At 68.1% G+C, this 25,560-nt stretch carries 21 protein-coding genes and 1 rRNA gene; 14 read left to right on the top strand and 8 right to left on the bottom strand.

The window, feature by feature from the left end; genetic code table 11:
- Positions 1–81, bottom strand: a 16S ribosomal RNA gene (locus V3B25_RS14380); the annotation flags it as partial.
- A gap of 519 nt (positions 82–600) precedes the next feature.
- Entirely contained in the window at positions 601–1,812 is a 1,212-nt protein-coding gene (gene tyrS / locus V3B25_RS14385) for a tyrosine--tRNA ligase (protein ID WP_201117920.1), read from the bottom strand.
- 167 nt (positions 1,813–1,979) lie between these two features.
- On the opposite strand from tyrS, the gene V3B25_RS14390 reads away from it, so the two are divergent.
- Complete coding sequence (locus tag V3B25_RS14390) at positions 1,980–3,452, top strand: peptidoglycan DD-metalloendopeptidase family protein (protein WP_032128447.1); 1,473 nt, start codon at positions 1,980–1,982, stop codon at positions 3,450–3,452.
- A 65-nt stretch (positions 3,453–3,517) separates the two neighbouring features.
- On the top strand, positions 3,518–4,645 hold the full coding sequence (locus V3B25_RS14395) for an anhydro-N-acetylmuramic acid kinase (RefSeq protein WP_329810878.1): 1,128 nt from the start codon (positions 3,518–3,520) through the stop codon (positions 4,643–4,645).
- 70 nt (positions 4,646–4,715) lie between these two features.
- Here V3B25_RS14395 and V3B25_RS14400 read toward each other — a convergent pair whose 3' ends face one another.
- From V3B25_RS14400 to V3B25_RS14410, 3 genes are all read right to left on the bottom strand, one after another.
- Positions 4,716–4,946, bottom strand: a complete 231-nt coding sequence (locus V3B25_RS14400; RefSeq protein WP_005420465.1) for a hypothetical protein — start codon at positions 4,944–4,946, stop codon at positions 4,716–4,718.
- Positions 4,947–5,024: 78 nt separating this feature from the next.
- A complete protein-coding gene (locus V3B25_RS14405) occupies positions 5,025–6,398 on the bottom strand; it encodes an MFS transporter (RefSeq protein WP_032128445.1) in 1,374 nt (457 codons plus the stop codon).
- Positions 6,395–7,195, bottom strand: a complete 801-nt coding sequence (locus V3B25_RS14410) for an exodeoxyribonuclease III (RefSeq protein ID WP_032128444.1) — start codon at positions 7,193–7,195, stop codon at positions 6,395–6,397. Before V3B25_RS14410 ends, V3B25_RS14405 begins: the two co-directional genes overlap by 4 nt.
- 162 nt (positions 7,196–7,357) lie before the next feature.
- Here V3B25_RS14410 and pyrE point away from each other — a divergent pair, with 162 nt between their 5' ends.
- The 8 genes from pyrE to V3B25_RS14450 all read left to right on the top strand — a co-directional run bounded on the left by pyrE (position 7,358) and on the right by V3B25_RS14450 (position 16,815).
- A complete protein-coding gene (gene pyrE, locus V3B25_RS14415; protein WP_010486876.1) occupies positions 7,358–8,017 on the top strand; it encodes an orotate phosphoribosyltransferase in 660 nt (219 codons plus the stop codon).
- Positions 8,018–8,036: 19 nt separating this feature from the next.
- Positions 8,037–8,705 carry a hypothetical protein gene (locus V3B25_RS14420; protein WP_329810879.1) on the top strand — a complete coding sequence of 223 codons (669 nt, stop codon included), beginning with the start codon at positions 8,037–8,039 and terminating at the stop codon, positions 8,703–8,705.
- A 174-nt stretch (positions 8,706–8,879) separates the two neighbouring features.
- Positions 8,880–8,972, top strand: a complete 93-nt coding sequence (locus V3B25_RS14425; protein ID WP_005407770.1) for a potassium-transporting ATPase subunit F — start codon at positions 8,880–8,882, stop codon at positions 8,970–8,972.
- A 12-nt stretch (positions 8,973–8,984) separates the two neighbouring features.
- Complete coding sequence (gene kdpA, locus V3B25_RS14430) at positions 8,985–10,694, top strand: potassium-transporting ATPase subunit KdpA (protein ID WP_329810880.1); 1,710 nt, start codon at positions 8,985–8,987, stop codon at positions 10,692–10,694.
- Between the two features lie 10 nt (positions 10,695–10,704).
- Positions 10,705–12,762 (top strand): potassium-transporting ATPase subunit KdpB, encoded by a 2,058-nt coding sequence (gene kdpB, locus V3B25_RS14435; protein WP_329810881.1) that lies wholly within the window; start codon positions 10,705–10,707, stop codon positions 12,760–12,762.
- Complete coding sequence (gene kdpC / locus V3B25_RS14440) at positions 12,759–13,409, top strand: potassium-transporting ATPase subunit KdpC (protein WP_049421487.1); 651 nt, start codon at positions 12,759–12,761, stop codon at positions 13,407–13,409. The genes kdpB and kdpC overlap by 4 nt, the downstream gene beginning before the upstream one ends.
- 51 nt (positions 13,410–13,460) lie before the next feature.
- Entirely contained in the window at positions 13,461–16,121 is a 2,661-nt protein-coding gene (locus V3B25_RS14445; RefSeq protein ID WP_329810882.1) for a sensor histidine kinase KdpD, read from the top strand.
- Complete coding sequence (locus tag V3B25_RS14450; protein ID WP_004153862.1) at positions 16,102–16,815, top strand: response regulator transcription factor; 714 nt, start codon at positions 16,102–16,104, stop codon at positions 16,813–16,815. Before V3B25_RS14445 ends, V3B25_RS14450 begins: the two co-directional genes overlap by 20 nt.
- A 173-nt stretch (positions 16,816–16,988) precedes the next feature.
- On the opposite strand, the gene V3B25_RS14455 is transcribed toward V3B25_RS14450, so the two are convergent.
- From V3B25_RS14455 to coaBC, 3 genes are read right to left on the bottom strand one after another with little or no spacing between them, the layout of a single operon-like run.
- On the bottom strand, positions 16,989–19,334 hold the full coding sequence (locus tag V3B25_RS14455) for a phosphomannomutase/phosphoglucomutase (RefSeq protein ID WP_049421486.1): 2,346 nt from the start codon (positions 19,332–19,334) through the stop codon (positions 16,989–16,991).
- 12 nt (positions 19,335–19,346) lie between these two features.
- A complete protein-coding gene (gene dut, locus V3B25_RS14460) occupies positions 19,347–19,820 on the bottom strand; it encodes a dUTP diphosphatase (RefSeq protein ID WP_032130326.1) in 474 nt (157 codons plus the stop codon).
- Positions 19,817–21,079 carry a bifunctional phosphopantothenoylcysteine decarboxylase/phosphopantothenate--cysteine ligase CoaBC gene (gene coaBC / locus V3B25_RS14465; RefSeq protein ID WP_049421485.1) on the bottom strand — a complete coding sequence of 421 codons (1,263 nt, stop codon included), beginning with the start codon at positions 21,077–21,079 and terminating at the stop codon, positions 19,817–19,819. The genes dut and coaBC overlap by 4 nt, the downstream gene beginning before the upstream one ends.
- A 228-nt stretch (positions 21,080–21,307) precedes the next feature.
- Here coaBC and V3B25_RS14470 point away from each other — a divergent pair, with 228 nt between their 5' ends.
- The 4 genes from V3B25_RS14470 to V3B25_RS14485 all read left to right on the top strand — a co-directional run bounded on the left by V3B25_RS14470 (position 21,308) and on the right by V3B25_RS14485 (position 25,439).
- Positions 21,308–21,934, top strand: a complete 627-nt coding sequence (locus V3B25_RS14470) for a response regulator transcription factor (protein WP_049421484.1) — start codon at positions 21,308–21,310, stop codon at positions 21,932–21,934.
- Between the two features lie 70 nt (positions 21,935–22,004).
- Positions 22,005–22,709, top strand: a complete 705-nt coding sequence (radC, locus tag V3B25_RS14475) for a DNA repair protein RadC (RefSeq protein WP_049421495.1) — start codon at positions 22,005–22,007, stop codon at positions 22,707–22,709.
- A gap of 114 nt (positions 22,710–22,823) precedes the next feature.
- On the top strand, positions 22,824–24,512 hold the full coding sequence (gene argS / locus V3B25_RS14480; protein WP_012478915.1) for an arginine--tRNA ligase: 1,689 nt from the start codon (positions 22,824–22,826) through the stop codon (positions 24,510–24,512).
- Positions 24,513–24,533: 21 nt separating this feature from the next.
- Positions 24,534–25,439, top strand: a complete 906-nt coding sequence (locus tag V3B25_RS14485) for an SPOR domain-containing protein (RefSeq protein ID WP_032130329.1) — start codon at positions 24,534–24,536, stop codon at positions 25,437–25,439.
- The last annotated feature ends 121 nt before the right edge of the window (positions 25,440–25,560 follow it).

Here is a 25,560-nt window from a genome sequence, read left to right on the forward strand (position 1 = left end):
TCCTCTGTGCTGCCGTTCGACTTGCATGTGTTAGGCCTACCGCCAGCGTTCACTCTGAGCCAGGATCAAACTCTTCACTTAAAACGACATGATCCGAAGATCAAAATTTAAAGCTGCAGATGATTGACTCTGGCAACGTATCGCTTGCTTTAAAACAATTAATAGTTGCTTGATCAAACGTCTGCAAGATGGACAATCATCCTTCCTGCAGGCGCCTTCACAAGATACCTGCGCATACTTTCAAAGATCCTGGGAAGTGGCCTCAGCGCCGTTCCCGTGTGCTGCGAAGTTTCCTTCGTAGCGAGCCGCCCATTATGCCAGACTTTTTCAGTCCGTCAACACCTTCGTTCGATCATCTCGTTCGGCGGTGGTGGGCGCCCTGTTGTCGCTGAAGCCCCTTGGTGGCGACCCCTGCGACGGGGGAGGAGAAGTATGTCCCCATTCGCATCATTTGTGAAGGGGGTGTGGCGATTTTTTTCAACGGATGTTGCATCCGTTCATCCTTCGCGCTGCGGTAGGAACCCACGAAGCGCAGCCAAGCGTGGGCTTGGCTCTACAAGAGCATAAGGAAGGGCCGGCTGCGCCGGCCCTTCCTTTGTCTCAGGCAGCGACCAGGCGCACGCGGGCGAAGGTGCGCTTGCCGACCTGTAGCAGGCCTTCGAAGCCCGGCTGCAGCACCTGCTGGCCGTCTTCGACCACTTCACCGTCCACCTTCACCGCGCGCTCCTTGAGCTTGCGGTTGGCTTCGGAGTTGCTCGGGGTCAGGCCGGCCGCGGTCAGCAGTGCGGCGATACGCAGGCCTTCGGCCGGGATCGCCACGTCCTGCAGCGGCAGCTGGGTGATGTCGCCCTGCCCGGTCACCGCCGCTTCCCAGCCGGCAATGGCCTGCTCGGCCGCCGCGGCGTCGTGGAAACGGGTGGCCAGTTCACGTGCCAGGCGCAGCTTGACCACGCGCGGGTTCAGGCCGCCATTGGCCACCTGCTCGCGCAGCTGCAGGGCTTCGGCCTGGCTGATGTCGAAGGACAGCAGCTCGATCCAGCGCCACATCAGGGTGTCGTCCACCTTCATGGTCTTGGTGACGATGTCGATGGCCGGTTCGCTGATACCAATGTAGTTGCCCAGCGACTTGGACATCTTGTTGACGCCGTCCAGGCCTTCCAGCAGCGGCATGGTCAGCACCACCTGCGGCTTCTGGCCGTGGTGTTCCTGCAGGCCACGGCCCATCAGCAGGTTGAACTTCTGGTCGGTACCGCCGAGCTCGACGTCCGCTTCCAGGGCCACCGAGTCGTAGCCCTGCACCAGCGGGTACAGGAACTCGTGGATGGCGATGGACTGCTGGGCGGCATAGCGCTTGGCGAAGTCGTCGCGCTCGAGCATGCGCGCCACGGTGTGCTGGCCGGCCAGGCGGATCATGTCGGCGGCGCCCATCTTGCCGAACCACTCCGAGTTGAAGCGGACTTCGGTACGGTTGCGGTCCAGCACCTTGAATACCTGCTCTTCATAGGTACGGGCATTGGCCAGCACGTCGTCCTTGCTGAGCGGCTTGCGGGTCAGGCTCTTGCCGGACGGGTCGCCGATCATGCCGGTGAAGTCGCCGATCAGGAAAATGACCTGGTGGCCGAGGTCCTGGAACTGACGCATCTTGTTCAGCAGCACCGTATGGCCCAGGTGCAGGTCGGGCGCGGTGGGGTCGAAGCCGGCCTTGATCCGCAGCGGGCGGCCTTCCTGCAGGCGCGCACGCAGATCCTCGAGCTTGAGGATCTCGTCGGCACCACGGCCGATCAGGGCAAGGGCTTCTTCAATCGAGGACACGTGACTACTCCCGGCAACGCCGATTCTTGTGTGGGGTGTTAAAGCAAAGTTAACCCGATTGGCTTCACAAAAGCCAATGGGCACAAGGGTTTGACGCGGTTTTCTCAGGTGTCTATGGTAACCGGCGATCAGGCCCGCGCTCCCGGGCTGCCAGGAAAAAACCGCCGATGCACAATTCCGAACAAGGGCGCGCACGCAAGCAGCGCTTCCAGGAACGCCTCCACGTCCTGCACGACAACGCCCTGCATCGGAAGCTCAGGCAACATCTTCCCGCCGCCTTCAATGAGCGCTGGACCCGCCGTCATTGGATGCATGCCAGCCTGTTCGCGACGATCGGCGCCCTGGTGGCGACCATCGTCCCGGGTTTCTCGCACACCATCGACGCGCCCTTCGCCGACAGCCACACCAGCCTGGCGCTGCCGTTGCCGCCGCTGACCATGGCCCGCCAGCAGCAGGTGCCCGGAGACAGCTGGCAGGTGCTGCGGGTGCAGCGCGGCCAGACCCTGAGCGACCTGTTCGACAAGGCCGGCATTCCGGCCACCACCCTGCACCGGGTACTGGACCACCCAGGTGCGCGTGAGGCGCTGACCAAGCTGCGCCCGGGTGCCGAGATCGCCTTCGACATGCCGCTGTCCGGTGACCTGCGCAGCATCCGCTTCGACCGCGATGCCGACAACCGGGTGGAACTGAGCCTGGCCGGCGATGACATCAAGGAGAAGGTGACCAAACGCGAGACCTCCACGCGCACGGTGGTCACCAGCGGCGAGATCACCAGCTCGCTGTATGCCGCGGCCAGGCGCGCCGGGCTGTCGCCGTCGGCGATCGCGACGATGACCGACGACATCTTCAAGTACGACATCGACTTCTCGAAGGACCTGCAGCCGGGCGACCGCTTCAGCGTGGTGATGGATGAAACCTGGCGCGAAGGCGAGAAGGTGGACACCAGCAAGATCCTGGCGGCGACCTTCACCACCGGTGGCAAGACCTATTCCGGCTTCCGCTTCGACCGCAACGGCAAGTCCGAGTACTACGACATCAACGGCCGTTCGCTGAAGAAGAGCTTCATCCGCATGCCGATCCCGTTCGCACGGCTGAGCTCGACCTTTGGCGCGCGCAAGCACCCGGTGCTGGGCAAGATGCGCATGCACAAGGGCGTGGACTACGCCGCGCGCACCGGCACCCCGATCATGGCCGCCGGCGACGCCCGCGTGCAGTTCGCCGGGGTGCAGCGCGGCTACGGCAACGTGGTGATCCTCGACCACGGCCGCGGCCACACCACCCTGTACGGCCACATGTCGCGCTTTGCGAACATCAAGACCGGCCAGCGTGTGGCCCAGGGCACGGTGATCGGCTATGTCGGCTCGACCGGGCTGGCGACCGGCCCGCACCTGCACTACGAATTCCGCGTCAACGGCGAGCACCGCAACCCGCTGACCGTGACCATGCCGCCGCCGGAGCCGCTGAAGGGCGCCGAGCTGGTCGCCTTCCGCGCGCAGACCGCACCGGCGATGGCGCGCATCCAGGGCATGGAGAAGCTGATCTACGCCGATGCCAGCCCGGCACCGACCAGCCGCGACGAGGCCGCCCCCGAGGTTGCCAGCGCCAAGGACAAGCAGGCAACCGGCCGCAAGCGCGGCTGAGCCCCTGCGTTGACGAAGAAGGACGCGGCAGCCCAAGCTTGCCGCGTCCTTTTTTTTTGCCTGCCATGAACACGACTGCCGACGCTGACGCCCCCCTGTACCTTGGCCTGATGTCGGGCACCAGCGCCGACGGCATCGATGCCGCACTGGTGCAGTTCCCGAGCAGTGGCGGCTGCCGCTTCGTGCACGGCCTGACCGCCCGCTGGGAGCCGGTGCTGCGTGCGCGGCTGGTGGCGCTGGGCGAAGGCGGACCGCTGGACTCGCTGGAGGAGCTGGGCGAGCTGGATGCACGGATCGCGATCAACTTCGCCGAAGCCGCCAATCAACTGCTGGCCGAGGCCGGCGTGGATCGCAGCCAGGTGCGCGCGATCGGCTCGCACGGCCAGACCGTGCGCCACCGCCCGCTGGCCGACCCGGCGTTCACCGTGCAGCTGGGCGACGGCAACCGCATTGCCGAACTGACCGGGATCACCACGGTGTCCGACTTCCGCCGCCGCGACGTGGCGGCCGGGGGCCACGGTGCGCCGCTGATGCCGGCCTTCCACCTCGGCATGCTGGGCACCGCCGATGAAGACCGCGCGGTGCTCAACCTGGGCGGCATCGCCAACCTGACCCTGATCCCGCACGAAGGCGCGGTGCGTGGCTTCGATACCGGCCCCGCCAATGCGCTGATGGATGCCTGGTGCCAGCGCCAGACCGGCCGCACCTTTGATGCCGATGGCACGTATGCCGCCAGTGGCGCGGTGGACGAGGGCCTGCTGGCAGGCTGGCGCTCGGACCCGTGGTTTGCGCTGCCGCCGCCGAAGAGCACCGGGCGCGAACAGTTCCACCTGGCCTGGGCCGAGGCACACATGGGGGAAGGCGAGTACGCCGCTGCCGATGTGCAGGCCACCCTGCTGGAGCTGACCGTGGCGACGGTGGCCGATGCACTGCTGGCGCAGCAGCCGCAGACCCGGCGCCTGCTGGTCTGCGGCGGCGGGGTGCGCAACCGGCAGCTGATGAAGCGGCTGGCTGCACGGCTGCCGGGGGTGCAGGTGGAGTCGAGCGCGGTGCATGGGCTGGACCCGGAGTACGTGGAAGCGATGGGCTTCGCTTGGCTGGCGCAGCGGACGATGGACGGGCTGGCCGGCAACCTGCCGGGCGTGACCGGGGCGACGGGGCCGCGGATCCTGGGGGCGATCCACCTGGCGTGAGGTGGTCATCCACGCATGGCGTGGATCTACCGGGAACGGCGGTCGAGCGTGGCTCGACGCTACATGGGCACTAATCGAAGCCCTGCCCTGCGGGCAGGGCCTGCAGGGCCGCGATGGCGTCGGAGAGCGCGTCCACTTCGGGATCGCCGAAGCCGGAGCGGACCTCCAGTTCACTGCTGAACAGGCCCTGCTCCAGCAAGGCGGCGCAGGTCTGTTCGTGGGTCCAGCCGCGGGCAACCGCGACACGTCGGATACGTTCCAGCAGCAGCGGGTCCAGGTCCCGCAGCACAACGTCGGCCATGCTCACTTCCCCGTTCGCAAGGCACCGCCCCCTCGGCGCGTCGGGGGCGATGATCCCGCAGACCGGGCGGGCAGGCAATCAGGTGGCGCTTGCGGCCTGGCGACGACGCTGCTGCAGGATCAGCAGGGCGCAGAGGATCACCACCGGGATCGCCACCAGCGCGGTACCGACGAAGAACAGCGCGTAGCCTTCCAGCAGCGTCCGGCCCTGCGCGAGCGTCTGTACCGACCACCCCGAGAGCCCCTTGAGCGCCTTGCCTGGCATCGCGTAGAACGAACTCAGCAGCGCGTACTGGGTTGCGGTGTATCCGATGCTGGTCAGGCTCGACATATAGGCGATCAGCGCCGTACCGGCGAAACCGCTGGCGAAGTTGTCGATTGCCATGGCCACGGCGAAATGGGTCGTGTCCGGGCCCGAATAGGCCAGCCAGGCAAACGCCAGGTTGGAGGCCGGACCCAGCACGGCACCCACCATCAGCGCCGCCAGCACGCCCCAGCGCACCGAGACCAGGCCCGCCGCAGCAATGCCGACGAAGGTCGCGACCAGACCCACCGAGCCTCGCACAGCGCCAACGGTGTCCTCGTCCAGGCCGAGATCGACGTAGAACGGGTTGGCCATCGGCCCCATGACGAAGTCGGCCATGCGATAGACGCTGATGGCCACCAGGATCAGGATCGCACCACTACGATGCTCGCGGACGAAGGCGATGAACGGCCCCGCCACGGCGTCGAACAGGCCCCGCGGCGTCCACAGCGAGGTCGCCTGAGCCTGCACGGCAGCCACTTCCCGCGCGGGCTCACGGGCCATAACCACGGCCACCACGCCAAGCGCCATGAGGACGGCCATGATCTCGTACGAGACCTGCCAGCCGACACGGGCCGCGATGATCAGGATCAGCGCATCGGTGACCAGCAATGCGGTGCGATAGCCCAGCGCCGAGGATGAGGTCAGCAGGCCCAGCTGCTCGCTGTTGTCAGCACTTTCAATGCGCCAGGCATCGATGACGATGTCCTGGGTGGCCGAAGCAAACGCCACGATCACGGCCATCACGCCGAACACGACGATGTGCTGCCAGGCGATACCCAGGAACTGGATCTGGCCCCCCTTGGGCTGGACCAGCGCCATGCCGACCAGGCCCACCACCACGACCAGCTGCGACAGCAGCATCCAGCCACGGCGGCGGCCAAAGCGACCGAACAGAGGCACGTCGGTCTTATCGACGATCGGCGCCCACAGGAACTTCATGGTGTAGGCCAGCCCGACCCATGACAGGAAACCGATCGTGCTCAGCTCGATGCCTTCCTTGCGCATCCAGAAGCCGAGCGTGTTGCCCACCAGATAGATCGGCAGGCCGGAACTGAAGCCGAGCAGCAGCATCGCCAGCACCTTGCGCTGGCTCAGGTTGGACACCACCTGCTGCCACGGCCGACGCGGCTTGGCAGCCTCGGTCACAGGTCGTAGTCCACGATGAACGGCGCGTGGTCGGAGAAGCGCTCGTCGCGGTAGATCGAGCAGCTGCGCAGGCGGTCACGCAGGCCCGGGGTGATGAACTGGTAGTCGATGCGCCAACCGACGTTGTTGGCGCGGGCAGCGCCGCGGTTGCTCCACCAGGTGTAGTCCTCGCCGGTGGGGTTGAGCAGGCGGTAGGCATCGGCCCAGCCACGGCCGGCGGCGACATCGGTGGCCTGGCCATGGTCGGCGCACAGGGCATTGAGCCAGTCGCGCTCTTCCGGCAGGCAGCCGGAGTTCTTCTGGTTGGACTTCCAGTTCTTGATGTCCAGCGCCGAACGCACGATGTTCCAGTCGCCGCACAGCACGTAGTCGCGGCCGCTGCGCGCCCATTCCTCGAGGATCGGCCGCAGCCATTCCATCACTTCGAACTTGAAGCCCTGGCGCAGGTCGCCCGAGCTGCCCGACGGGATATAGAAGGAGACCACGCTGAGGTTGCCGTAGCGCGCCTCGATGTAGCGGCCTTCGTCGTCGAACGGGGCCCAGCCCAGCGAGGTGATGACCTGGTCCGGCTCGCGCTTGCTGTAGATCGCCACGCCGCTGTAGCCCTTCTTGGTGATGGCGTCGCGGTAGAAGCAGTGGTGGCCGTCCGGGCGGAACATCGGATCGGTCAGCTGGTCTTCCTGGGCCTTGGTCTCCTGGATGCACAGGACGTCGGCGTCCTGGGACCGGAACCAGTCGAGGAAGCCCTTGGTTGCGGCGGAGCGGATGCCATTGGCGTTGAAACTGATGATGCGCATGCGGGGGACCTGCGGCGGGAAACCGGGCAAGCATACCGGTTGCCTGCGGGGCTGCGCAGTCCGCCAGGCCGGGCCGCGACACCCTTCACAGGGCCCCGGACGAGCGCGAAACGCCCAGCTGGATTAGGATTTGTGCTCCAAATGAAGATGAATCGAGTTTTGATGAGCGACCACCGCCACCGTTTCCTGCAGCTGGCCCTGACCGCCGACGCCCTGCGCTTCGGCCAGTTCACCCTCAAGTCCGGCCGGCTGAGCCCCTATTTCTTCAACGCCGGTCGTTTCGACTCTGGTTCGCTGCTGTCGCAGCTCGGCGCCTGCTACGCCGATGCCATCGATGCCACCGGGATCAAGTACGACGTGGTATTCGGCCCGGCCTACAAGGGCATTCCGCTGGCCACCGCGATGGCCTGCGAGCTGGCCCAGCGTGGCCGCGACCTGCCGCTGTCGTTCAACCGCAAGGAAGCCAAGGACCACGGTGAAGGCGGCCAGCTGATCGGCGCCGACATGAACGGCAAGCGCGTGCTGATCGTCGACGACGTGATCACCGCTGGCACCGCGATCCGTGAAGCGCTGGGCATCATCCGCGCCGCCGGTGGCACCCCGGCCGGCATCGTGGTGGCGCTGGACCGCCAGGAGATCGCTTCGGAAACCGATCGCCGTTCGGCGGCGCAGTCGGTGGCCGAGGAAGCCGGCATTCCGGTGATCGCCGTGGCGTCGCTGGCCGACCTGCTTGATTTCGCCTCCGGCAACCCGGAACTTGTGGGTTACCGGCAGCCGCTGGAAGCCTACCGGGCCCAGTACGGCGTCCGTTCGATCCGCTGACCGACCCAGGGGAAAGGTCATGTCCCGAGTTCCTGCTGTCCTCTTTGCCGGCCTGCTGCTGGCCGTGCCGTTCACCGTACCGGCGCAGTCGCGCGACAGCGGCAAGACGGAAAAGAAGCTGTACTGCTGGAACGAGGGCAAGGAGCGGATCTGCAGTGATTCGCTGCCGGCCGACGCGGTCAACCATGCCCGCGAGGAGTTCAACGCGAAGAGCGGCCTGCGCAATGCGCAGGTCCAGCGCGCGTTGACCGACGAAGAGCGCGCCGCCGCCAGCACGGAGGCGGCGCAGCAGCAGCTGGACCTGATGGCCGCGCAGACCCGCCAGCGCACCGAGCAGGCGATGCTGACCACCTATGGCAGCGAGGACGACCTGCGCCGGGTGTTCGCCGAGCGCCAGGAAGTGCTGGACAACAACCTGAAGACCGCCGAGTACAACGTCACCAGCCTGCGTGAGTCGCTGGTGGCGCTGCTGGCGGCCGCAGGTGACCGCGAACTGGCCGGTGGCAAGGTGGCCGACAAGCAGGCCGAGGCGATCCGCCAGCGGCACGTGCAACTGCAGTCGCAGCAACGGCTGCAAGCCGGGTTCCTGCAGCAGCAGCAGGCGTTGAAGGCCGAGATCGACAGCACCCTGCAGCGCTATCGCGAGCTGAAGGGGCTGCTGCCGGCGAGCCAGGCTCCGGCGGGCTGACCACGCTCCTACCGCCGGGCATGGCCCGGCGCTACCCAGGGCCTGGTTACGGATTGGCCCACGGAATTTATGCACTCTTTACGCGTCGGCCCGGTCCGGCGCGTAGTGCGTTTATGGGCGGCAGGACGACGATGACGGCCTGAGGTGGAGGGGTTCCACCAGGACGCTATTGCAATGTCCCCCTGGCTGTCGTTGTTGTGTGGCGTGCTGGTGCTGGTCGCCGCCGCCTATCTCCTTTATGTCGTGCTGCGGCCCGAGTCGTTCTGAGCGGAGCCGGCCATGACTGAGATGCTTGTGATTATTGCCGCCAGCCTGCTGCTGGCGTGGCCGCTGGGCCTGTACCTGGCCCGCGTGATGCGTGGCACGCCGATGAAGGTCGACGTGCTGTTCCACTGGATCGAGAAACCGCTGTACAGGGTGTTCGGGGTCGATCCGTCGCGCTCGATGTCCTGGCGCGGCTACGTGCTGGCCTTCGTGCTGAGCAACGTGGTGGTCGCGGTACTGACCCAGGCGGTGTTCATGACGCAGGCCTGGCTGCCACTGAATCCGGACCAGATCCCGAACATGCGCTGGGACACCGCGCTGCACACGATGATCTCGTTCCTGACCAACACCAACCAGCAGCACTATTCGGGTCAGGCGCAGCTGTCCTATCTCTCGCAGATGACCGGCATCACCGGCCTGCAGGTGGTCACGCCGATGATGGGCCTGGCGCTGGCAGTGGCGACGCTGCGCGCGTTGTTCTCGCGTGCGCCGCAGGCTGCGGTGGCGACGGGTACCGGCGATGACCGCCAGGTGGCGGTGGGCAACTACTACGTGGACGTGGTGCGCCTGTGCGTGCGCTTCCTGTTGCCGCTGTGCCTGGTGTGGACCCTGCTGCTGACCAGCCAGGGCGTGCCGTCGACGATGACCGGTGGGCCGCAGGCCACGCCGATCGACGCCAGCGCCGGCATGGCCGAACAGAAGCTGCCGCTGGGCCCGGTCGCGGCGATGGTCGCGGCCAAGCAGCTGGGCGCCAACGGTGGCGGCTGGTACGGCCCGAACAGCAGCTTCCCGCTGGAGAACCCGACCCCGCTGTCGAACGCGCTGGAAATCGTCGGCATCCTGCTGGTGCCGATGGCGGTGATCTTCATGATCGGTGCGTTCACCGGCCGACGTCGCTTCGGCGCCCTGGTGTTCAGCTGCATGCTGGGCATGTCGCTGCTGTCCACCGGCGCGATGATGTGGAGCGAGGGCCATAGCGCCAGCGCCGCCACCCCGCTGCTGATGGAAGGCAAGGAAGTGCGCTTCGGCGCCGATAGCACGGCGCTGTGGGCAGCGGTGACCACCCAGGTCTCCAACGGCTCGGTCAACGGCATGCACGATTCGCTGGCACCGCTGAGTGGCGGCATCGCGATGGTCAACATGCTGGTCAGCGCGATCTGGGGCGGCATCGGCTGTGGCCTGCAGCAGTTCATCGTGTACCTGCTGCTGGGTGTGTTCCTGGCCGGGTTGATGACCGGGCGTACGCCGGAACTGTTCGGCCGCAAGCTGGAGACGCCACAGGTGCGCCTGCTGGCCCTGCTGGTGCTGCTGCAGCCGATCACCCTGCTGGTGTTCACTGCGATCACCCTGGCCGTACCCGGCCTGGCGGGCACCTCCAACCCCGGCTTCCATGGCATCAGCCAGGTCTTCTACGAGTACGTCTCGGCCTACGCCAACAACGGCTCGGGCTTCGAAGGGCTGGGCGACGCCACGCTGTGGTGGAACCTGAGCTGCTCGCTGGTACTGCTGCTGGGCCGCTTCCCGCTGCTGATCATTCCGCTGGTGGTGGCCGCACAGCTGGCTGCCAAGCGCCAGGCCCCGGAGTCTGCCGGAAGCCTGCAGATCGAAACCCCGACCTTCGCCCTGACCCTGGTCTCGGTGATCGTCATCCTGACCGTGCTGCAGTTCATGCCGGCGCTGGTACTCGGCCCGATCGCCGACCACCTGAGCCTGGGACTGCACTAAGGACACCCTGATGAGTACCCAAGCAAGTTCAACCCGTAGTACCCATGCAGCGCGCCCTGCCCTGCTGGATGGCGCCGGCCTGCGCCGTGCGCTGGTCGAAGCGGTTCTCAAGCTGTCGCCGATGCATCTGGTGCGCAGCCCGGTGATGGCGGTGGTGATGGCCGGCACGATCGTCGCCGCGATCGTCACCCTGACCGGCAACGCGCCGCTGGGCTTCGGCCTGGCGGTGACCGCGATCCTGCTGGTGACCGTGCTGTTCGGCAACTTCGCCGAAGCCGTAGCGGAAGCGCGTGGCCGTGGCCAGGCCGCCTCGCTGCGGCGTGCCCGCCAGGACCTGGTGGCACGCCGGCTGGCGGCGCCGCAGCCAGGCGCCGCCGAAACCCAGGTGCCGGCCGCCGAGCTGCGCCCGGGCGACCATGTGATCGTCAGCGCCGGTGAACTGGTGCCGGCCGATGGCGAGATCGTGCAGGGCCTGGCCACCATCAACGAAGCGGCGGTGACCGGCGAATCGGCACCGGTGTTGCGCGAGGCCGGTACCGACCGTTCCGGCGTGATCGGCGGCACCAAGGTGCTGTCCGACCAGATCATCGTGCGGGTGACCGCCGAACCGGGCCACAGCTTCCTGGACCGGATGATCGCGCTGGTGGAAGGTGCCAACCGCCAGAAGACCCCGAACGAGATCGCGCTGACCCTGCTGCTGGCGGCGATGACGCTGACCTTCCTGGTGGTGGTGGCGACGCTGCCGGCGATCGGCGCGGCCGTGGGCGTGCAGGTCGATCCGCTGCTGCTGATCGCGCTGCTGGTGTGCCTGATCCCGACCACCATTGGGGGGCTGCTGCCGGCCATCGGCATCGCCGGCATGAACCGTGCGCTGGCCGCCAACGTGCTGGCCAAGTCGGGCAAGGCCGTGGAAGTGGCCGGCGACGTCGACGTGCTGCTGCTGGACAAGACCGGCACCATCACCTACGGCGACCGCCAGGCCAGCCACTTCCATCCGTTGGCCGGCATCGACGCCAGCCAGCTGCGCGAGGCGGCACTGCTGTCCTCGTTGGCCGACCCGACCCCGGAAGGCAAATCGATCGTGCGCCTGGCGCGCGAACAGGGCTGTGCCACCGCCGAACCGGACCACGCCGAGTACCTGGCGTTCAGTGCGCAGACCCGCATGTCCGGCGTGGATCTGGAACATGGGCGGCAGATCCGCAAGGGCGCCGCCGATGCGATCCGCACCCACGTGCAGGCGCTGGGCGGCAACGTGCCGGCGGAACTGGCCGGTCGCGTGGAGCAGGTCGCACGCAATGGTGCCACCCCGCTGGTGGTGGCCGAGGGCCGCCATGTGCTGGGCGTGATCGAGCTGTCGGACGTGGTCAAGCATGGCATGCGCGAGAAGTTCGCGCAGCTGCGGGCGATGGGTATCCGCACGGTGATGATCACCGGCGACAACCCGCTGACCGCCGCCGCGATCGCTGCCGAGGCCGGCGTCGATGACTACATCGCCGAAGCGCGCCCGGAAGACAAGCTGGCACGCATTCGCCAGGAACAGGCCGGTGGCCGCTTGGTGGCGATGGTCGGCGATGGTACCAACGACGCGCCGGCGCTGGCGCAGGCCGACATCGGTCTGGCGATGAACTCCGGTACGCAGGCGGCGAAGGAGGCCGGCAACATGGTCGACCTCGATTCGGACCCAGCCAAGCTGCTGGCGGTGGTGGAAGTAGGCAAGCAGCAGCTGATCACCCGCGGCGCGCTGACCACCTTCTCGCTGGCCAACGACGTCTCCAAGTACTTCGCGATTCTGCCGGCGCTGTTCGCCGCGGCCGTTCCGACCATGGCCGCCTTGAACGTGATGCAGCTGTCGAGCCCGCGCAATGCGGTGCTGGCAGCGCTGATCTTCAACGCCCTGGTGATTCCCGCCCTGATCCCGCTCGCCCTGCGTGGCGTGCGCTTCCGCCCGGCCACTGCAACCGCGCTGCTGCGCCGGAACATGCTGGTGTACGGCCTCGGCGGCGTGCTGCTGCCGTTCGCAGCGATCAAGGCGATCGATCTTCTTCTTGTCCTGGTATTCGGCGCATGAACCGTACTGCTTCCACTTCATCTTCCCTTCCGCGCGAACAGAAGGCCGAGGCCCGCGTGGCCAGCCTGCAGGACGGCGCCAGCTGGCGCCCGGCGATCGGCCTGGGCCTGGCCACCCTGCTGCTGGCCGGTGCGGTCTACGCCGGTATCGCCACCGGTTTTGCCGGCCTGGCGTACCCAACCCAGGCCGAGGGCAGCCTGCTGCGCGATGGCAACGGCCAGGTACGCGGCTCGGCGTGGCTGTCGCAGCCGTTCACCGGTGACGGCTATTTCCAGGCGCGTCCGTCGGCGGCCAACTATGACCCGATGGCCGCCGCCGGTTCCAACATGGCGCGCAGCAACCCGGCCCTGGCCGAACGTGTTGCCGCCAGCACCGCTGCGGTGGCCGCGCGCGAAGGCGTCACCCCGGCGCAGGTACCGGCAGACCTGGTCACGCAGTCCGCGGGTGGCCTGGATCCGCAGCTGTCGCCGGCCGCGGCGCAGCTGCAGGTGGCACGCGTGGCGCGCGCCCGTGGCCTGCCGGTGGAACGCGTGCAGGCACTGGTGCAGGCGCATACCGAAGGTCGCCAGTGGGGCCTGTTCGGCCAGCCGCGGGTGAATGTGGTGACGCTGAACTTCGCGCTGGACCACGCGGCCAAGGCACCGTGATGCCGACCTGCACCGGCTGCGCGCACAATGGCGGCCATGACAGCGGCACCCATGACTGATGCGCGTACCCGCCAGGCCGATGCCCTGGTCGAAGGCCTGCAACGCGAAGCCGGCGGCAAGCTGACCGTGTTCCTCGGTGCGGCGCCGGGCGTGGGCAAGACCTACACCATGCTGACCCGCGCACAGGAACAGCTGCGCCGCGGTGTCGACCTGGTGGTGGGCCTGGTGGAAACCCACGGCCGCGCCGATACCCAGGCGCTGCTGGAAGGCCTGCCGCAGTTGCCGCTGAAGGCAGTGGCCTATCACGGCCACACCCTGCAGGAAATGGACCTGGATGCCGTGCTGGCACGGCATCCGGCGCTGGTGCTGGTGGACGAACTGGCCCATCGCAATGCGCCGGGCAGCCGCCATGAGCGGCGCTGGCAGGACGTGATGGAGCTGCTGGATGCCGGCATCGATGTCTGGACCACGGTCAACATCCAGCATCTGGAAAGCCTCAACGACGTGGTGATGCGGATCACCGGCGTGCGCGTCAGCGAGACCGTGCCGGACGGCGTGCTCGACCGCCTGCATGACATCGTGCTGGTCGACCTGCCGCCACGCGAACTGATCGCACGCCTGCAGCAGGGCAAGGTGTATGTGCCCGAACAGGCCGCGCAGGCGCTGCAGGCATTCTTCTCGCCGGCCAACCTGACCGCGCTGCGTGAACTGGCGATGCAGGAAGCTGCCGACCGCGTCGACAGCAGCCTGCGTGAAGCACGCGCTGCACGCGGCGAGAGCAACCTGCCGCTGCGTCGCGGCGTGCTGGTGGCCGTTGATGGCGGCGGCCAGAGCGAATACCTGGTGCGGGTGGCGCGTCGCATCGCCGAGCGCCGCGACGCACCGTGGACGGTGGTGACCGTGCAGGGCCGACGCCAGGACGAGGCGACCCGACGCGAAATCGATGCGGCCTTCGCACTGGCACGGCGGCTGGGCGGCGACGCCGAACTACTGCACGGATCGAGCATCGCCGATGCCCTGCTCGACCATGCCGCACATAACGGCGTGTCGACCCTGGTGCTCGGCCGGACCCGAGAACGTCCGCTGGCGCGGATGTTCAACCGCACCCTGACCCAGCAGCTGATCCAGCGCGGCGCACATTACGAGATCACCATCATCAGCACCCCGCAGGCACGTGCGCGCTCGCGCCGCGAGGGCCTGCTGCCGCCGGTGCGCGGCATCAGCCACGAACCGGCACAGGCGCTGATCGCCACCGCGTTGGCCTGTGCGGTGGCATGGCTGGCCGAGCGCTGGGTGGGCATGGCGGACCTGTCGATGGTATTCATCGTGGCGGTGGTAGTGGTGGCCGCGCGCACGCGCGCCAGCGTGGCGGTGATGGCGGCGATCCTGTGTTTCCTCGCCTACAACTTCCTGTTCATCGCACCCCGCTTCACCTTCGCCATCGGTGCGCGCCAGGGCGTGATCACCGTGTTCCTGTTCCTGGCCGCCGCGCTGGTGGCCGGACGCCTGGCCTCGCGCCTGCGCATGCAGGTGATCGCGCTGCGTGCGGCCAATCGCCATGCGCGTGCGCGCCAGCAGCTGGGCCGCCAACTGGCCAGTGCCGCCGGCAACGGCGAGGTGGCGCAGGCGGGTCGGCATGCACTGGAACAGGCCATGGACGTGCCGGCGTGGCTGCGGATCGGCGCCGATACCGCAACCGGTGGCCGCAGCCAGCCCGGCGACACCGACCTGGCCGCCGCCGACTGGGCGCTGCGCCATGGCCAGCCCAGTGGCCGCTTCACCGACACCCTGGCCGGTGCGCAGTGGTGGTTCCTGCCGTTGCTGGATGGCGAGGACCGCGCGATCGGCGTGGCCGGCCTGTACCTGCCCGGCGCACAGGCGCGCCTGCTGCCCGAGCAACGGCAGCTGGCCGAAGCAATGGTCGATGACATCGCGCAGGCCGCGCTGCGCACGCGGCTGGTGGCCGAACTGGAGCAGGCGCACGTCAGCAACGAGACCGAGCGACTGCGCTCGGCGCTGCTCTCTTCCGTGTCGCACGACCTGCGCTCGCCACTGGCGGCGATGATCGGCTCGGCCGACAGCCTGGCCAGCTATGGTGCGGCAATGGATACGGCCGATCGCCGTGCCCTGCTCGACACCATCCTGGTCGAGGGCGAACGGCTGGACCGCTACATCCAGAACCTGCTGGACATGACCCGCCTCGGCCACGAGGGATTGAAGATCAACCGCGACTGGATCGGCGTGGACGAACTGATCGGCTCGGCCGCACGGCGCCTGCAGCGCTACCAGCCCAAGGTGCGGCTGGAGTTGGACATTCCGGCCACGCTGGCGCCGATCTGGGTACACCCGGCGCTGGTCGAACAGGCGGTGTTCAACGTGATGGAAAACGCGGCCAAGTTCTCACCGCCGGATGCGGCCGTGCAGGTGCAGGCGCGTGAACTGGACGGCCAGCTGCGCATCGACGTGATCGATGCCGGCCCCGGCATTCCCGACGACGAGCGTGCGCGCATCTTCGACATGTTCTACAGCGTGGAGCGCGGTGACCGTGGCCGCCATGGCACCGGCCTGGGCCTGACCATCTGCCAGGGCATGATCGGCGCGCATGGCGGCAGCGTGCAGGCGCTGCCCGGACGCGACGGTCGCGGTACCCTGATCCGCATCACCCTGCCCCTGCTCAAGCCAGCCTCCCACGATGAGCCCGACCCCGATTGATGCCAGCGTGCCGGCCGCGCGCGTGCTGGTGATCGATGATGAAACCCAGATCCGCCGGTTCCTGGACATCAGCCTGCGCGCGCAGGGCTACCAGGTGCGGCAGGCCGCCACCGGCCAGGAAGGCCTGCAGCTGGCCGCCAGCGAGGACATGGATCTGGTGATCCTGGATATCGGCCTGCCGGACATGGAAGGCCACGAGGTGCTGGAACAACTGCGGCAATGGAGCCAGGTGCCGGTGATCATGCTGACCGTGCGTGCCGGCGAGGCGGAGAAGGTGCGTGCGCTGGATACCGGCGCGAATGACTACGTGACCAAGCCGTTCGGCACGCAGGAGCTGATGGCGCGGGTGCGGGCGCTGCTGCGCACGCGCAGCGTGCCCAGTGATGGCACGCCGCCGGTATTCGACGATGGCCACCTGCATGTGGACCTGGTCCGCCGTGAAGTGGCGCTGGATGGCGAGCCGGTAGCGTTGACCCGCAAGGAGTACGCGCTGCTGTCGCTGCTGCTGCGCAACGCCGGACGGGTGGTGACCCAGCCACAGATCCTGCAGGAGATCTGGGGCCCGACCCACCAGCACGACACCCATTACCTGCGCATCCTGGTCGGCAAGCTGCGGCACAAGCTGGGTGATTCAGCGCTGGATTCGCGCTACCTGTTCACCGAACCGGGCGTCGGGCTGCGGTTCAAGGGGTAGTGCCGGCCGCTGGCCGGCAACCTCCTGAACCCCAGAACCATCCTGTGGTTGCCGGCCAGCGGCCGGTCGGGGCCGCCCGCCGCGCCGCCCCCCCCCACCCCCCCCCCCCCCCGCCCGGCCGGGGGGCCCCCCCCCCCCCCCCCCCACTACCCGATCGATCCAATCCCGATCAATCAGAAGCCCAGCGGGGTGTCGCCCAGCACCGGTTGCAGCTGGCTGCGGAACAGCGCCTGGATGCGTTCCAGCGCCGCCTCGTCATTGCCCTCGAAGCGCAGCACCAGCACCGGCGTGGTGTTGGAGGCACGCACCAGGCCCCAGCCATCGGGGAAGTCCACGCGCAGGCCGTCGATGGTCGACAGGCGACCGCCCACATACGGGTTGTCCGGCGACTGCGCCGCCGCCACCAGCATCGCCACCAGCGCATGCGGCGTGCCTTCGGCCACCGGCACCTTCAGCTCCGGCGTGGCCACCATCTCCGGCAGCTCTGCCAGTACCTCGTCCGGAGTCTCCTCGCGCTGGGCCAGGATCTCCAGCAGGCGCGCGGCCGCATACAGGCCATCGTCGAAACCGAACCAGCGCTCCTTGAAGAAGAAGTGGCCGCTCATCTCGCCAGCCAGCTCGGCATCGGTCTCGCGCATCTTCGCCTTCATCAGCGAATGCCCGGTCTTCCACATCAGCGGGCTGCCACCATTGCGCAGCACGTGGTCGGACAGCTTGCCGGTGCACTTCACGTCGTAGATCACCATCGCGCCCGGATTGCGCATCAGCACGTCGGCGGCGAACAGCATCAGCAGGCGGTCGGCATAGATGATCTTTCCTTCGCCGGTGACCACGCCCAGGCGGTCACCGTCGCCATCGAAGGCGACGCCGAGATCGGCACCGAAGCGCTTCACCGTCTGCACCAGGTCTTCCAGGTTGGCCGGCTCGCTGGGGTCGGGGTGATGGTTGGGGAAGGTACCGTCGACATCGCAGTACAGCGGGATGACTTCCGCACCGATCGCTTCCAGCAGCTGCGGCGCGAGCGCGCCGGCCACGCCGTTGCCGGCATCGGCCACGACCTTCAACGGGCGGTCCAGCTGCACGTCGTCGGCGATGCGCTGGATGTAGTCGGCACTGACATCGCGCTGCTGGTAATCGCCCGGCTCGGCGGCCTGTACCAGGCGGCCTTCGACGATGCGCTGGTACAGATCGGTGATGGCATCACCGGACAACGTCTCGCCGCCGATGACCACCTTGAAACCGTTGTACTCGGGCGGGTTATGGCTGCCGGTGACCGCCACGCAGGTGCCGGTACGCAGATGGAAGGCGGCGTAGTACACGACCGGGGTCGGTGCCAGGCCGATGTCGATCACCGCGCAACCGGCGCGCCTCAGGCCCTCGGCCAACCCTGCGGCCAGTTCCGGGCCGGACAGGCGGCCGTCGCGGCCGATCACCACCTCGCGCAGGCCCTGCTCCAGGGCCACGGTGCCGATGGCCTGGCCGATCAGCGCCGCCGTTTTCGGCGTCAGTTCACTGCCAACCACGCCGCGGATGTCGTAGGCGCGGAAGATACCGGCCGCCAGTTCCTCGGCCGGAACCGGTGGCGGGGGCGGCGGTGCACTTTCAGTCGTGCTGGCCTCGGCCACCGGCGGCGGCGCCATCTGCAGGCTCTCGCTCAGGGTCGGGCCATGATCGGCTTCCGCCACGGTCGCCCGACGCGGCAGCGGCAGCGACTTCGGCAGGCGGCCGCGCCCCACCACCAGCAGCACGGCGATGAACGCCAGCAGCAGCGCAACGATGGCGCTGGCCAGCGAACCCAGGCCCAGCGGACCTGGTTCGACATTGGGTACCGCGGCCACCAGCCGCAACGGCGTCCCCGAAATCGGCCGCGCCAATGCTTCGGCGCTTTCGGCCAGGCCGGCATCGCCCTGGGCGACGAGGTCATGCGCGCCCTGGCGCAGGCCAAGGAAACCGGCCGATGGCGCACTCACCTGGTCCAGTGGTGAGGTCAGCCGCAGCAATGGCTGGCGCACGTAGAGCACCGCCGGGCCGAGACTGCCCAGTTGAACCGGCGCTGCCAGGCCCAGGCGATTGCCACCGCCATCGCGGACCACGCGCAGGCTGGGCTTGCCTTCGGCCAATGCCGCTTCCAGCAGCGCCAGGCGGGCATAGCCAAAGGCAGCCGGGTCGGCGTAGGCGTTGGCCAGATCGGCGGCCAGTACCTCGGCGTGCTCGACGCCGGTCCAGCTCTCGCGGACCGCGAGTGCCGCCGCAGCGGCATCACCGGCCTGCAGCGCCTGCTGCACGCGCTCGTTCTTCAGCTGCTGCTGCAGCTGCTTCAGCTGGCCGGCAGCGGCCTCCTGCAGGCCCTGCACGGCCTGGTCACGTGCAGCTTCCAGCGCCTGGCCGTTGGCCTCCTGGCGCCATTGCTGCACTGCGCTCCATCCGAACCAGCCGGCCAGCAGGATCAGCAGCACCCCCAGTAGTGGCGCACTGCGTCCCAACGACCGTCCCCGCTGTCCTTCCCCGATGCCGCTCATCGATGTCCCCTGTCAACGCACCCCGGTATGGCCGAATCCACCCGTTCCCCGCACGCTGTCGGTGAAAGTATCCACCACCTGCAGGCTGACGCGGGCAATCGGCACGATCACCAGCTGCGCGATGCGATCGCCCGGCTCGATGGTGAAGGCCTCGCGGCCACGGTTCCAGACGCTGATCAGCAGCGGGCCCTGGTAATCGGCGTCGATCAGGCCGGTGCCATTGCCGAGCACGATGCCGTGGCGATGGCCCAGCCCCGAGCGCGGCAGGATCACCGCGCACAGGTTCGGGTCGGCAATGTGGATGGCCAGGCCGCTGGGCACCAGCGCGGTGTCACCCGGCTGCAGGGTCAGCGCGGTATCCAGCGCCGCGCGCAGGTCCATGCCGGCGCTGGCTTCGGTGGCGTAGGCCGGCAGCGGCCAGCTGTCGCCGAAGCGCGGATCGAGCAGCTTGACCTGCAGCGGTTGGGAAGTGAAAGCCTGGGTCATGCCTGGAGTCTCCGCGCGATCAGCGCCAGCAGTTGTTCGGCCAGCTCGCGCTTGGAGGTGGCCGGGAATACCTGTTCACCGTCCTGCCAGAAGGCCGTGGCGGCATTGTTGTCGCTCTCGAAACCGCCGCCGCTGATGCCGACCTGGTTGGCGATCACCAGGTCCAGGCGCTTGTCGACCAGCTTGCCACGCGCGTATTTCTCCACGTCGTGGGTTTCGGCGGCAAAGCCGACCACCAGCTTCAGCGACTGCGTCTGCGCGGCCACCTCGGCAAGGATGTCCGGCGTGCGCACCAGCTCGATCACCAGCGACTGGCTGTCGGCGGTCTTCTTCAGCTTCTGCGGCGCGACCTGGCGCGGCGTGTAGTCAGACACCGCAGCGGCACCGATATAGATGTCGGCCGGCAGCGACTTCAGCACGGCATCGCGCATCTGCGCGGCCGAGCGCACGTCCACACGCTGCACGCCGGGTGGGGTCGGCAGCTGTACCGGGCCGCTGACCAGCACCACCTGTGCGCCCATCGTCGCCGCGGCCGCGGCCAGGGCAAAGCCCATCTTGCCGCTGCTGCGGTTGCCGACATAGCGCACCGGATCAATGTCTTCATAGGTCGGGCCGGCGCTGATCAGCAGGCGCAGGCCCTGCAGCGCGCGGGTTTCCGGCGCGGCAACGGCCGCGGCGCTGCTGCCATTGGCGGCCAGCGCGGCCACGATGTCGCCCGGTTCGGCCAGACGCCCCGGACCGGACTCGCCTTCGGCCAGCGGGCCGTCGACCGGGCCGATCACCTGCGCGCCGCGCTGGCGCAGCAGGGCGATGTTGGCCTGGGTGGCCGGGTGCAGCCACATGCGATGGTTCATCGCCGGGCAGATCGTCAACGGCGCGGTACTGGCCAGGCACAGCGTGCTGACCAGGTCATCGGCGTGGCCCTGGGCCAGCCGGGCCAGCAGATCGGCGGTTCCCGGGGCAACCACGATGCGGTCGGCCCAGCGCGCCAGCTCGATGTGGCCCATGGCCTGTTCGGCGGCGCTGTCCCACAGCGTGGTGCGGGTGGGCTGCCCGGACAGGGCCTGGAAGCTGAGCGGAGTGACGAACTGCTGGGCACCGGCGGTCATCGCCACCTGCACCTGGGCACCGGCGTCGCGCAGGCGCCGCACCAGTTCCAGGGCCTTGTAGGCCGCGATCCCGCCTCCGACGCACAACAGCAGTTTCTGACCTTCCAGCGCGCGGGCCGGCGCGGGGGAAGCGTTGGGGGAGTCAGCCACCTGGAATTCCTGTGCAAACGAGGGCGCTAGCTTACCCGATGGTCGGTAATGTCCCGGTGCAGGGTGCACATAGCGGACAGCTATCAGCAGATGGAGCACGTTGCGCTTGACCCGGGGTTTGCCGGGCATCGGTTTCGGACCTTTCCTATACCTCTGCGGGTCTGCGCTTTTGCAGAATCAGGCATTGGCTGCCGTCTGCCGTGGCCTGTTCGACCTTCGAGGAGCCTCGTGCATCCACGCATCATCATTGCCGACGACCATCCCGTGGTCCTGCATGGCATCCGTATCGTGCTGCAGACCCACCTGATGGACATCGTCGGCAGTGCACGTGACGGCGCCCAGCTGCTGGAGCTGGTGGACCACCACGACTGCGATGCGGTGCTGACCGACCTGTCGATGCCGGGTGACGGCCCGGACGGTCCAGAGCTGATCGACGCGCTGCGCGTGCGTCACCCCGGGCTGCCGGTGGTGGTGCTGACCGGCGCCCGCCATCCCGGGCTGCTGGACGGACTGCTGCGCGAGGGCATCAGTGGGCTGGTCGACAAATGCGCCGATTTCGCCGAACTGCCGCAGGCACTGAACGCCGCACTGGCCGGGCAGGTCTTCGTCTCCCAGCAGCTGCGCCACCACCTGCAGGCGCGCGACCTGCTGTTTCCACGCGAACCGTCGCCGCTGTCGGCACGCGAACAGGAAGTGCTGGATCTGCTGGCGGCCGGGCTCAGCGTGAATGCCGTCGCCGAGCGTTGCGGGCGCAGCCCGAAGACCATCAGCCGGCAGAAGGCCGAAGCCAAGCGCAAGCTGGGCCTGCAGAACAACCAGGAACTGTTCGACTATCTGCAGACCCGGCGCGGGTGAGGCATCCTCCGACCCGGTGCTGCGGTATGCACCGATGGGAGCCGCCACGCAGGCTGGCGATGATGCAGGCATGCCCATCCATGACTGGCCCGAACAGGAACGCCCCCGCGAGAAGCTGATCGCGCGCGGGCCCACGGCACTTTCCGACGCCGAACTGCTGGCCCTGTTTCTCGGCTCCGGGTTCGGTGGCCGCGATGCCGTGCAGACCGCGCGCGACCTGCTGCAGGCGCACGGCCCGTTGCGGGTGCTGCTGGACCGCCCCGCGCGTGAACTGGCCCGCCTGCCCGGGCTCGGCCCGGCGCGCAGCTGTACGCTGGCTGCCGGGCTGGAACTGGCCCACCGCTACCTGGCTGCCGAGCTGGAACACGGCGAAGCGGTCGGCAACAACCCGGCCGCGGTCGGCCGCTATCTGCAGCACCGCCTGCGGGGGCAGGCCCGGGAGATCTTCATGGCCCTGTTCCTGGACAACCGGCACCGCCTGATCGCCTGCGAGGAACTGTTCCACGGCACCATCAACGCCGCACCGGTCTACCCCCGCGAAGTGGTGCGGCGCGCCCTGCTGCACAACGCGGCGGCGGTGATCCTCAGCCACAACCACCCTTCCGGCGACCCGGAACCCTCCAGCGCCGATACCCGCATCACCGACGAACTGCAGCAGGCACTGGCGATGGTGGACGTGCGCCTGCTGGACCACTTCGTGGTCGGTGAGGGCCGCCCCGTTTCGTTTGCTGAACGAGGCCTGCTGTCGCCGCCCCAGCCCCGCCTGTTCGGCTGAGCGCCCGCCCTCCGGGCGCCATCGGTCGCCCCCACAGGCAGGTTTCGGTCAGCGTGGCCGCTGGTATCTGCGCTAAAATGGGCGATTCCGCCGCTCATTCTCACAGCAGGCCTCGTGAAAAATCTCCTCCGCGCCCTGATCAGCCAAGGCATCGAAGCCTTGCGCGCCAATGGCACCCTGCCCGCCGACTCCCTGCCGCCGGACTTCGTGGTCGAGCGCCCGAAGACCCGTGACCACGGCGACTTCGCCACCAATGCCGCGATGCTGCTGGCCAAGGCCGCGCGCAGCAATCCGCGCGCACTGGCACAGGCGCTGGTCGAGGCACTGCCGCGCAGCGAGGACGTCAGCAAGGTCGAGATCGCCGGCCCCGGCTTCATCAATTTCCACCTGGCGCCGGCCGCGTACCAGCGTGAAGCCGCGTCGGTCATCAAGGAAGCCCACGACTACGGCCGCAACCTGTCCGGCAATGGCCGCACGGTGGGCGTGGAGTACGTGTCGGCCAACCCGACCGGCCCGCTGCATGTCGGCCATGGCCGCGCGGCGGCGATCGGCGACTGCGTGGCGCGCGTGCTCGACGCCAACGGCTGGAACGCCAAGCGTGAGTTCTACTACAACGACGCCGGCGTGCAGATCGAGAACCTGGCGCTGTCCACCCAGGCGCGGATCAAGGGCATCGCGCCGGACCAGGATGGCTGGCCGGAAGGTGGCTACCGCGGTGAATACATCGCCGACGTCGCCCGCGCCTACATGGCCGGCGCCAGCGTCGATCTGGAAGGCAGCACCGTGGTCGGTGCCAAGGACCCGGACGACATGCAGGCGATCCGCCGCTTCGCTGTGGCCTACCTGCGCAACGAGCAGAATCTGGACCTGGCCGCGTTCGGCGTCGACTTCGACATCTATTTCCTGGAAAGCTCGCTGTACGCCGACGGCAAAGTCGCCGAAGCGGTCGCCAAGCTGCAGGCCTCGGGTCATACCTATGAAGAAGGTGGCGCGCTGTGGCTGCGCAGCACCGACTTCGGTGACGACAAGGACCGCGTGATGCGCAAGTCCGACGGCACCTTCACCTACTTCGTGCCGGACGTGGCCTACCACCTGTCCAAGTGGCAGCGCGGCTACGAGCGCGCGATCACCGAGCTCGGCGCCGATCACCATGGTTCGCTGGCACGCGTGCGCGCCGGTCTGCAGGCGATGGAAGTGGGCATCCCGCAGGGCTGGCCGGAGTACGTGCTGCACCAGATGGTCACCGTCATGCGTGGCGGCGAGGAAGTGAAGCTGTCCAAGCGTGCCGGCAGCTACTTCACCCTGCGCGACCTGATCGAGGAGGCCGGCCGCGATGCCACCCGCTGGTTCCTGATCGCGCGCAAGCCCGATTCGCAGCTGACCTTCGACATCGACCTGGCCCGCCAGCAGAGCAACGACAACCCGGTGTTCTACGTGCAGTACGCGCACGCCCGCGTCTGCAGCCTGCTGCGCCAGGCACAGGAGAAGGGCCTGGTGTACGAACAGGGCAATGGCCTGGCCAACCTCGGCCGCCTGGCCGACGACGCCTCGCTGCTGCTGATGAACGAGATCTCGCGGTACCCGGAAGTGGTGGAGGCGGCCGGCGTGGCGCTGGAACCGCATCTGGTGGCGCAGTACCTGCGTGAATTGGCGCACGCGTTCCACACGTGGTATCACGGGACGCCGGTGCTGGTGGAAGACGCTGCGGATCGCAACGCCAAGCTGACCCTGGCCTGCGCCGCGCGCCAGGTGCTGGCCAACGGCCTCGAACTCCTGGGCGTCAGCGCCCCGGAAAAAATGTAAGCATCAGGAGACGCAGTACACATGGCAGCACGACGCGGCAAAAACCAGGCACGACGCAACAGCAGCAGCCAGGGCACACCCGGATGGGTGTGGCTGGTCGCTGGCGTGGCGATTGCGGCCGTGGTGTTCCTGGCGGCGCCGAACCTGTTCAAGGGCGAAGGCGATGGCTTCCTGCGCGCCGGTCCGCAGCCGAACCCGAACGCGCAGCCTGCCCCGGTCGCTGATGCCGACAGCGATGTCGGCACCCAGCCGGCCGCGCAGCCGGCCACGCCGAAGCCGGCCGAACCGGAAAAGCCGGCCGCCACCCAGTACGACTTCTACACCCTGCTGCCGGGCAAGGAAGTTGAAATGTCCGACGCCGAGCTGGCTGCCAGCGCGCGTGCTGAAGACCAGCGCCGGGCCAAGGCTGAAGCGCAGCGCGCGCAGGCGGCACTGGAAGGCAAGCCGGTTCCGCCGCCAGCGGCTACCGCGCCCGCACCGACGGCAACCGCCAGCGTGGCCAGCACCGCGCCGGTGACCGCCACCAGCCGTCCGCTGCCGGCACCGCTGAGCGAACGACCGGCTGCGGCAACGCCTCCGGCCAGCACGCCGACGGCGTCGACCAGCACCGCCGCCGCCACTCCGGCAGCGCGTGCGGAAACCGCGCCGACCGCGGCCACTACCGCAGGCGCTGCGGCACCGGCTGCCGCCGACAATGCCCGCTACATCCTGCAGGCGGGTGCGTTCGGTGCCTCCGGCGATGCCGAAGCGACCAAGGCCAAGCTGGCGATGATGGGCCTGGCGGCACGCGTGGAATCGGCGCAGATCAACGGCAAGACCGTGTACCGCGTGCGCATGGGGCCGTATGGCAGTGCAGGTGAACTGTCTGAAGCCAAGCAGAAGCTGGATGGCACCGGCCTGCAGGCGATGGCGATCAAGGCGCAGTGAGTCTGCCGAAGTGAATGAAAAAGCCGGGCACAGCCCGGCTTTTTTTGTCTGTGTAGAGTCGAGGGGGGGGGGGGGGGGGGGCACCGAGGAGGGGAGAGAGGGCGGCTCGAAGGAAACAAAG

The sequence above is a fragment of the Stenotrophomonas sp. SMYL8 genome (assembly GCF_036320065.1).
Classification (GTDB): Bacteria; Pseudomonadota; Gammaproteobacteria; order Xanthomonadales; family Xanthomonadaceae; genus Stenotrophomonas; species Stenotrophomonas maltophilia_A.

Excerpts from the sequence above, each read along its gene's own strand:
- V3B25_RS14390 (WP_032128447.1), top strand. The coding sequence starts at position 1,980 with ATGCACAATTCCGAACAAGGGCGCGCACGCAAGCAGCGCTTCCAGGAA.
- V3B25_RS14395 (WP_329810878.1), top strand. The coding sequence starts at position 3,518 with ATGAACACGACTGCCGACGCTGACGCCCCCCTGTACCTTGGCCTGATG.
- V3B25_RS14400 (WP_005420465.1), bottom strand. The coding sequence starts at position 4,946 with ATGGCCGACGTTGTGCTGCGGGACCTGGACCCGCTGCTGCTGGAACGT.
- V3B25_RS14410 (WP_032128444.1), bottom strand. The coding sequence starts at position 7,195 with ATGCGCATCATCAGTTTCAACGCCAATGGCATCCGCTCCGCCGCAACC.
- pyrE (WP_010486876.1), top strand. The coding sequence starts at position 7,358 with ATGAGCGACCACCGCCACCGTTTCCTGCAGCTGGCCCTGACCGCCGAC.
- V3B25_RS14420 (WP_329810879.1), top strand. The coding sequence starts at position 8,037 with ATGTCCCGAGTTCCTGCTGTCCTCTTTGCCGGCCTGCTGCTGGCCGTG.
- V3B25_RS14425 (WP_005407770.1), top strand. The coding sequence starts at position 8,880 with ATGTCCCCCTGGCTGTCGTTGTTGTGTGGCGTGCTGGTGCTGGTCGCC.
- kdpA (WP_329810880.1), top strand. The coding sequence starts at position 8,985 with ATGACTGAGATGCTTGTGATTATTGCCGCCAGCCTGCTGCTGGCGTGG.
- kdpB (WP_329810881.1), top strand. The coding sequence starts at position 10,705 with ATGAGTACCCAAGCAAGTTCAACCCGTAGTACCCATGCAGCGCGCCCT.
- kdpC (WP_049421487.1), top strand. The coding sequence starts at position 12,759 with ATGAACCGTACTGCTTCCACTTCATCTTCCCTTCCGCGCGAACAGAAG.
- V3B25_RS14445 (WP_329810882.1), top strand. The coding sequence starts at position 13,461 with ATGACTGATGCGCGTACCCGCCAGGCCGATGCCCTGGTCGAAGGCCTG.
- V3B25_RS14450 (WP_004153862.1), top strand. The coding sequence starts at position 16,102 with ATGAGCCCGACCCCGATTGATGCCAGCGTGCCGGCCGCGCGCGTGCTG.
- V3B25_RS14455 (WP_049421486.1), bottom strand. The coding sequence starts at position 19,334 with ATGAGCGGCATCGGGGAAGGACAGCGGGGACGGTCGTTGGGACGCAGT.
- dut (WP_032130326.1), bottom strand. The coding sequence starts at position 19,820 with ATGACCCAGGCTTTCACTTCCCAACCGCTGCAGGTCAAGCTGCTCGAT.
- radC (WP_049421495.1), top strand. The coding sequence starts at position 22,005 with ATGCCCATCCATGACTGGCCCGAACAGGAACGCCCCCGCGAGAAGCTG.
- V3B25_RS14485 (WP_032130329.1), top strand. The coding sequence starts at position 24,534 with ATGGCAGCACGACGCGGCAAAAACCAGGCACGACGCAACAGCAGCAGC.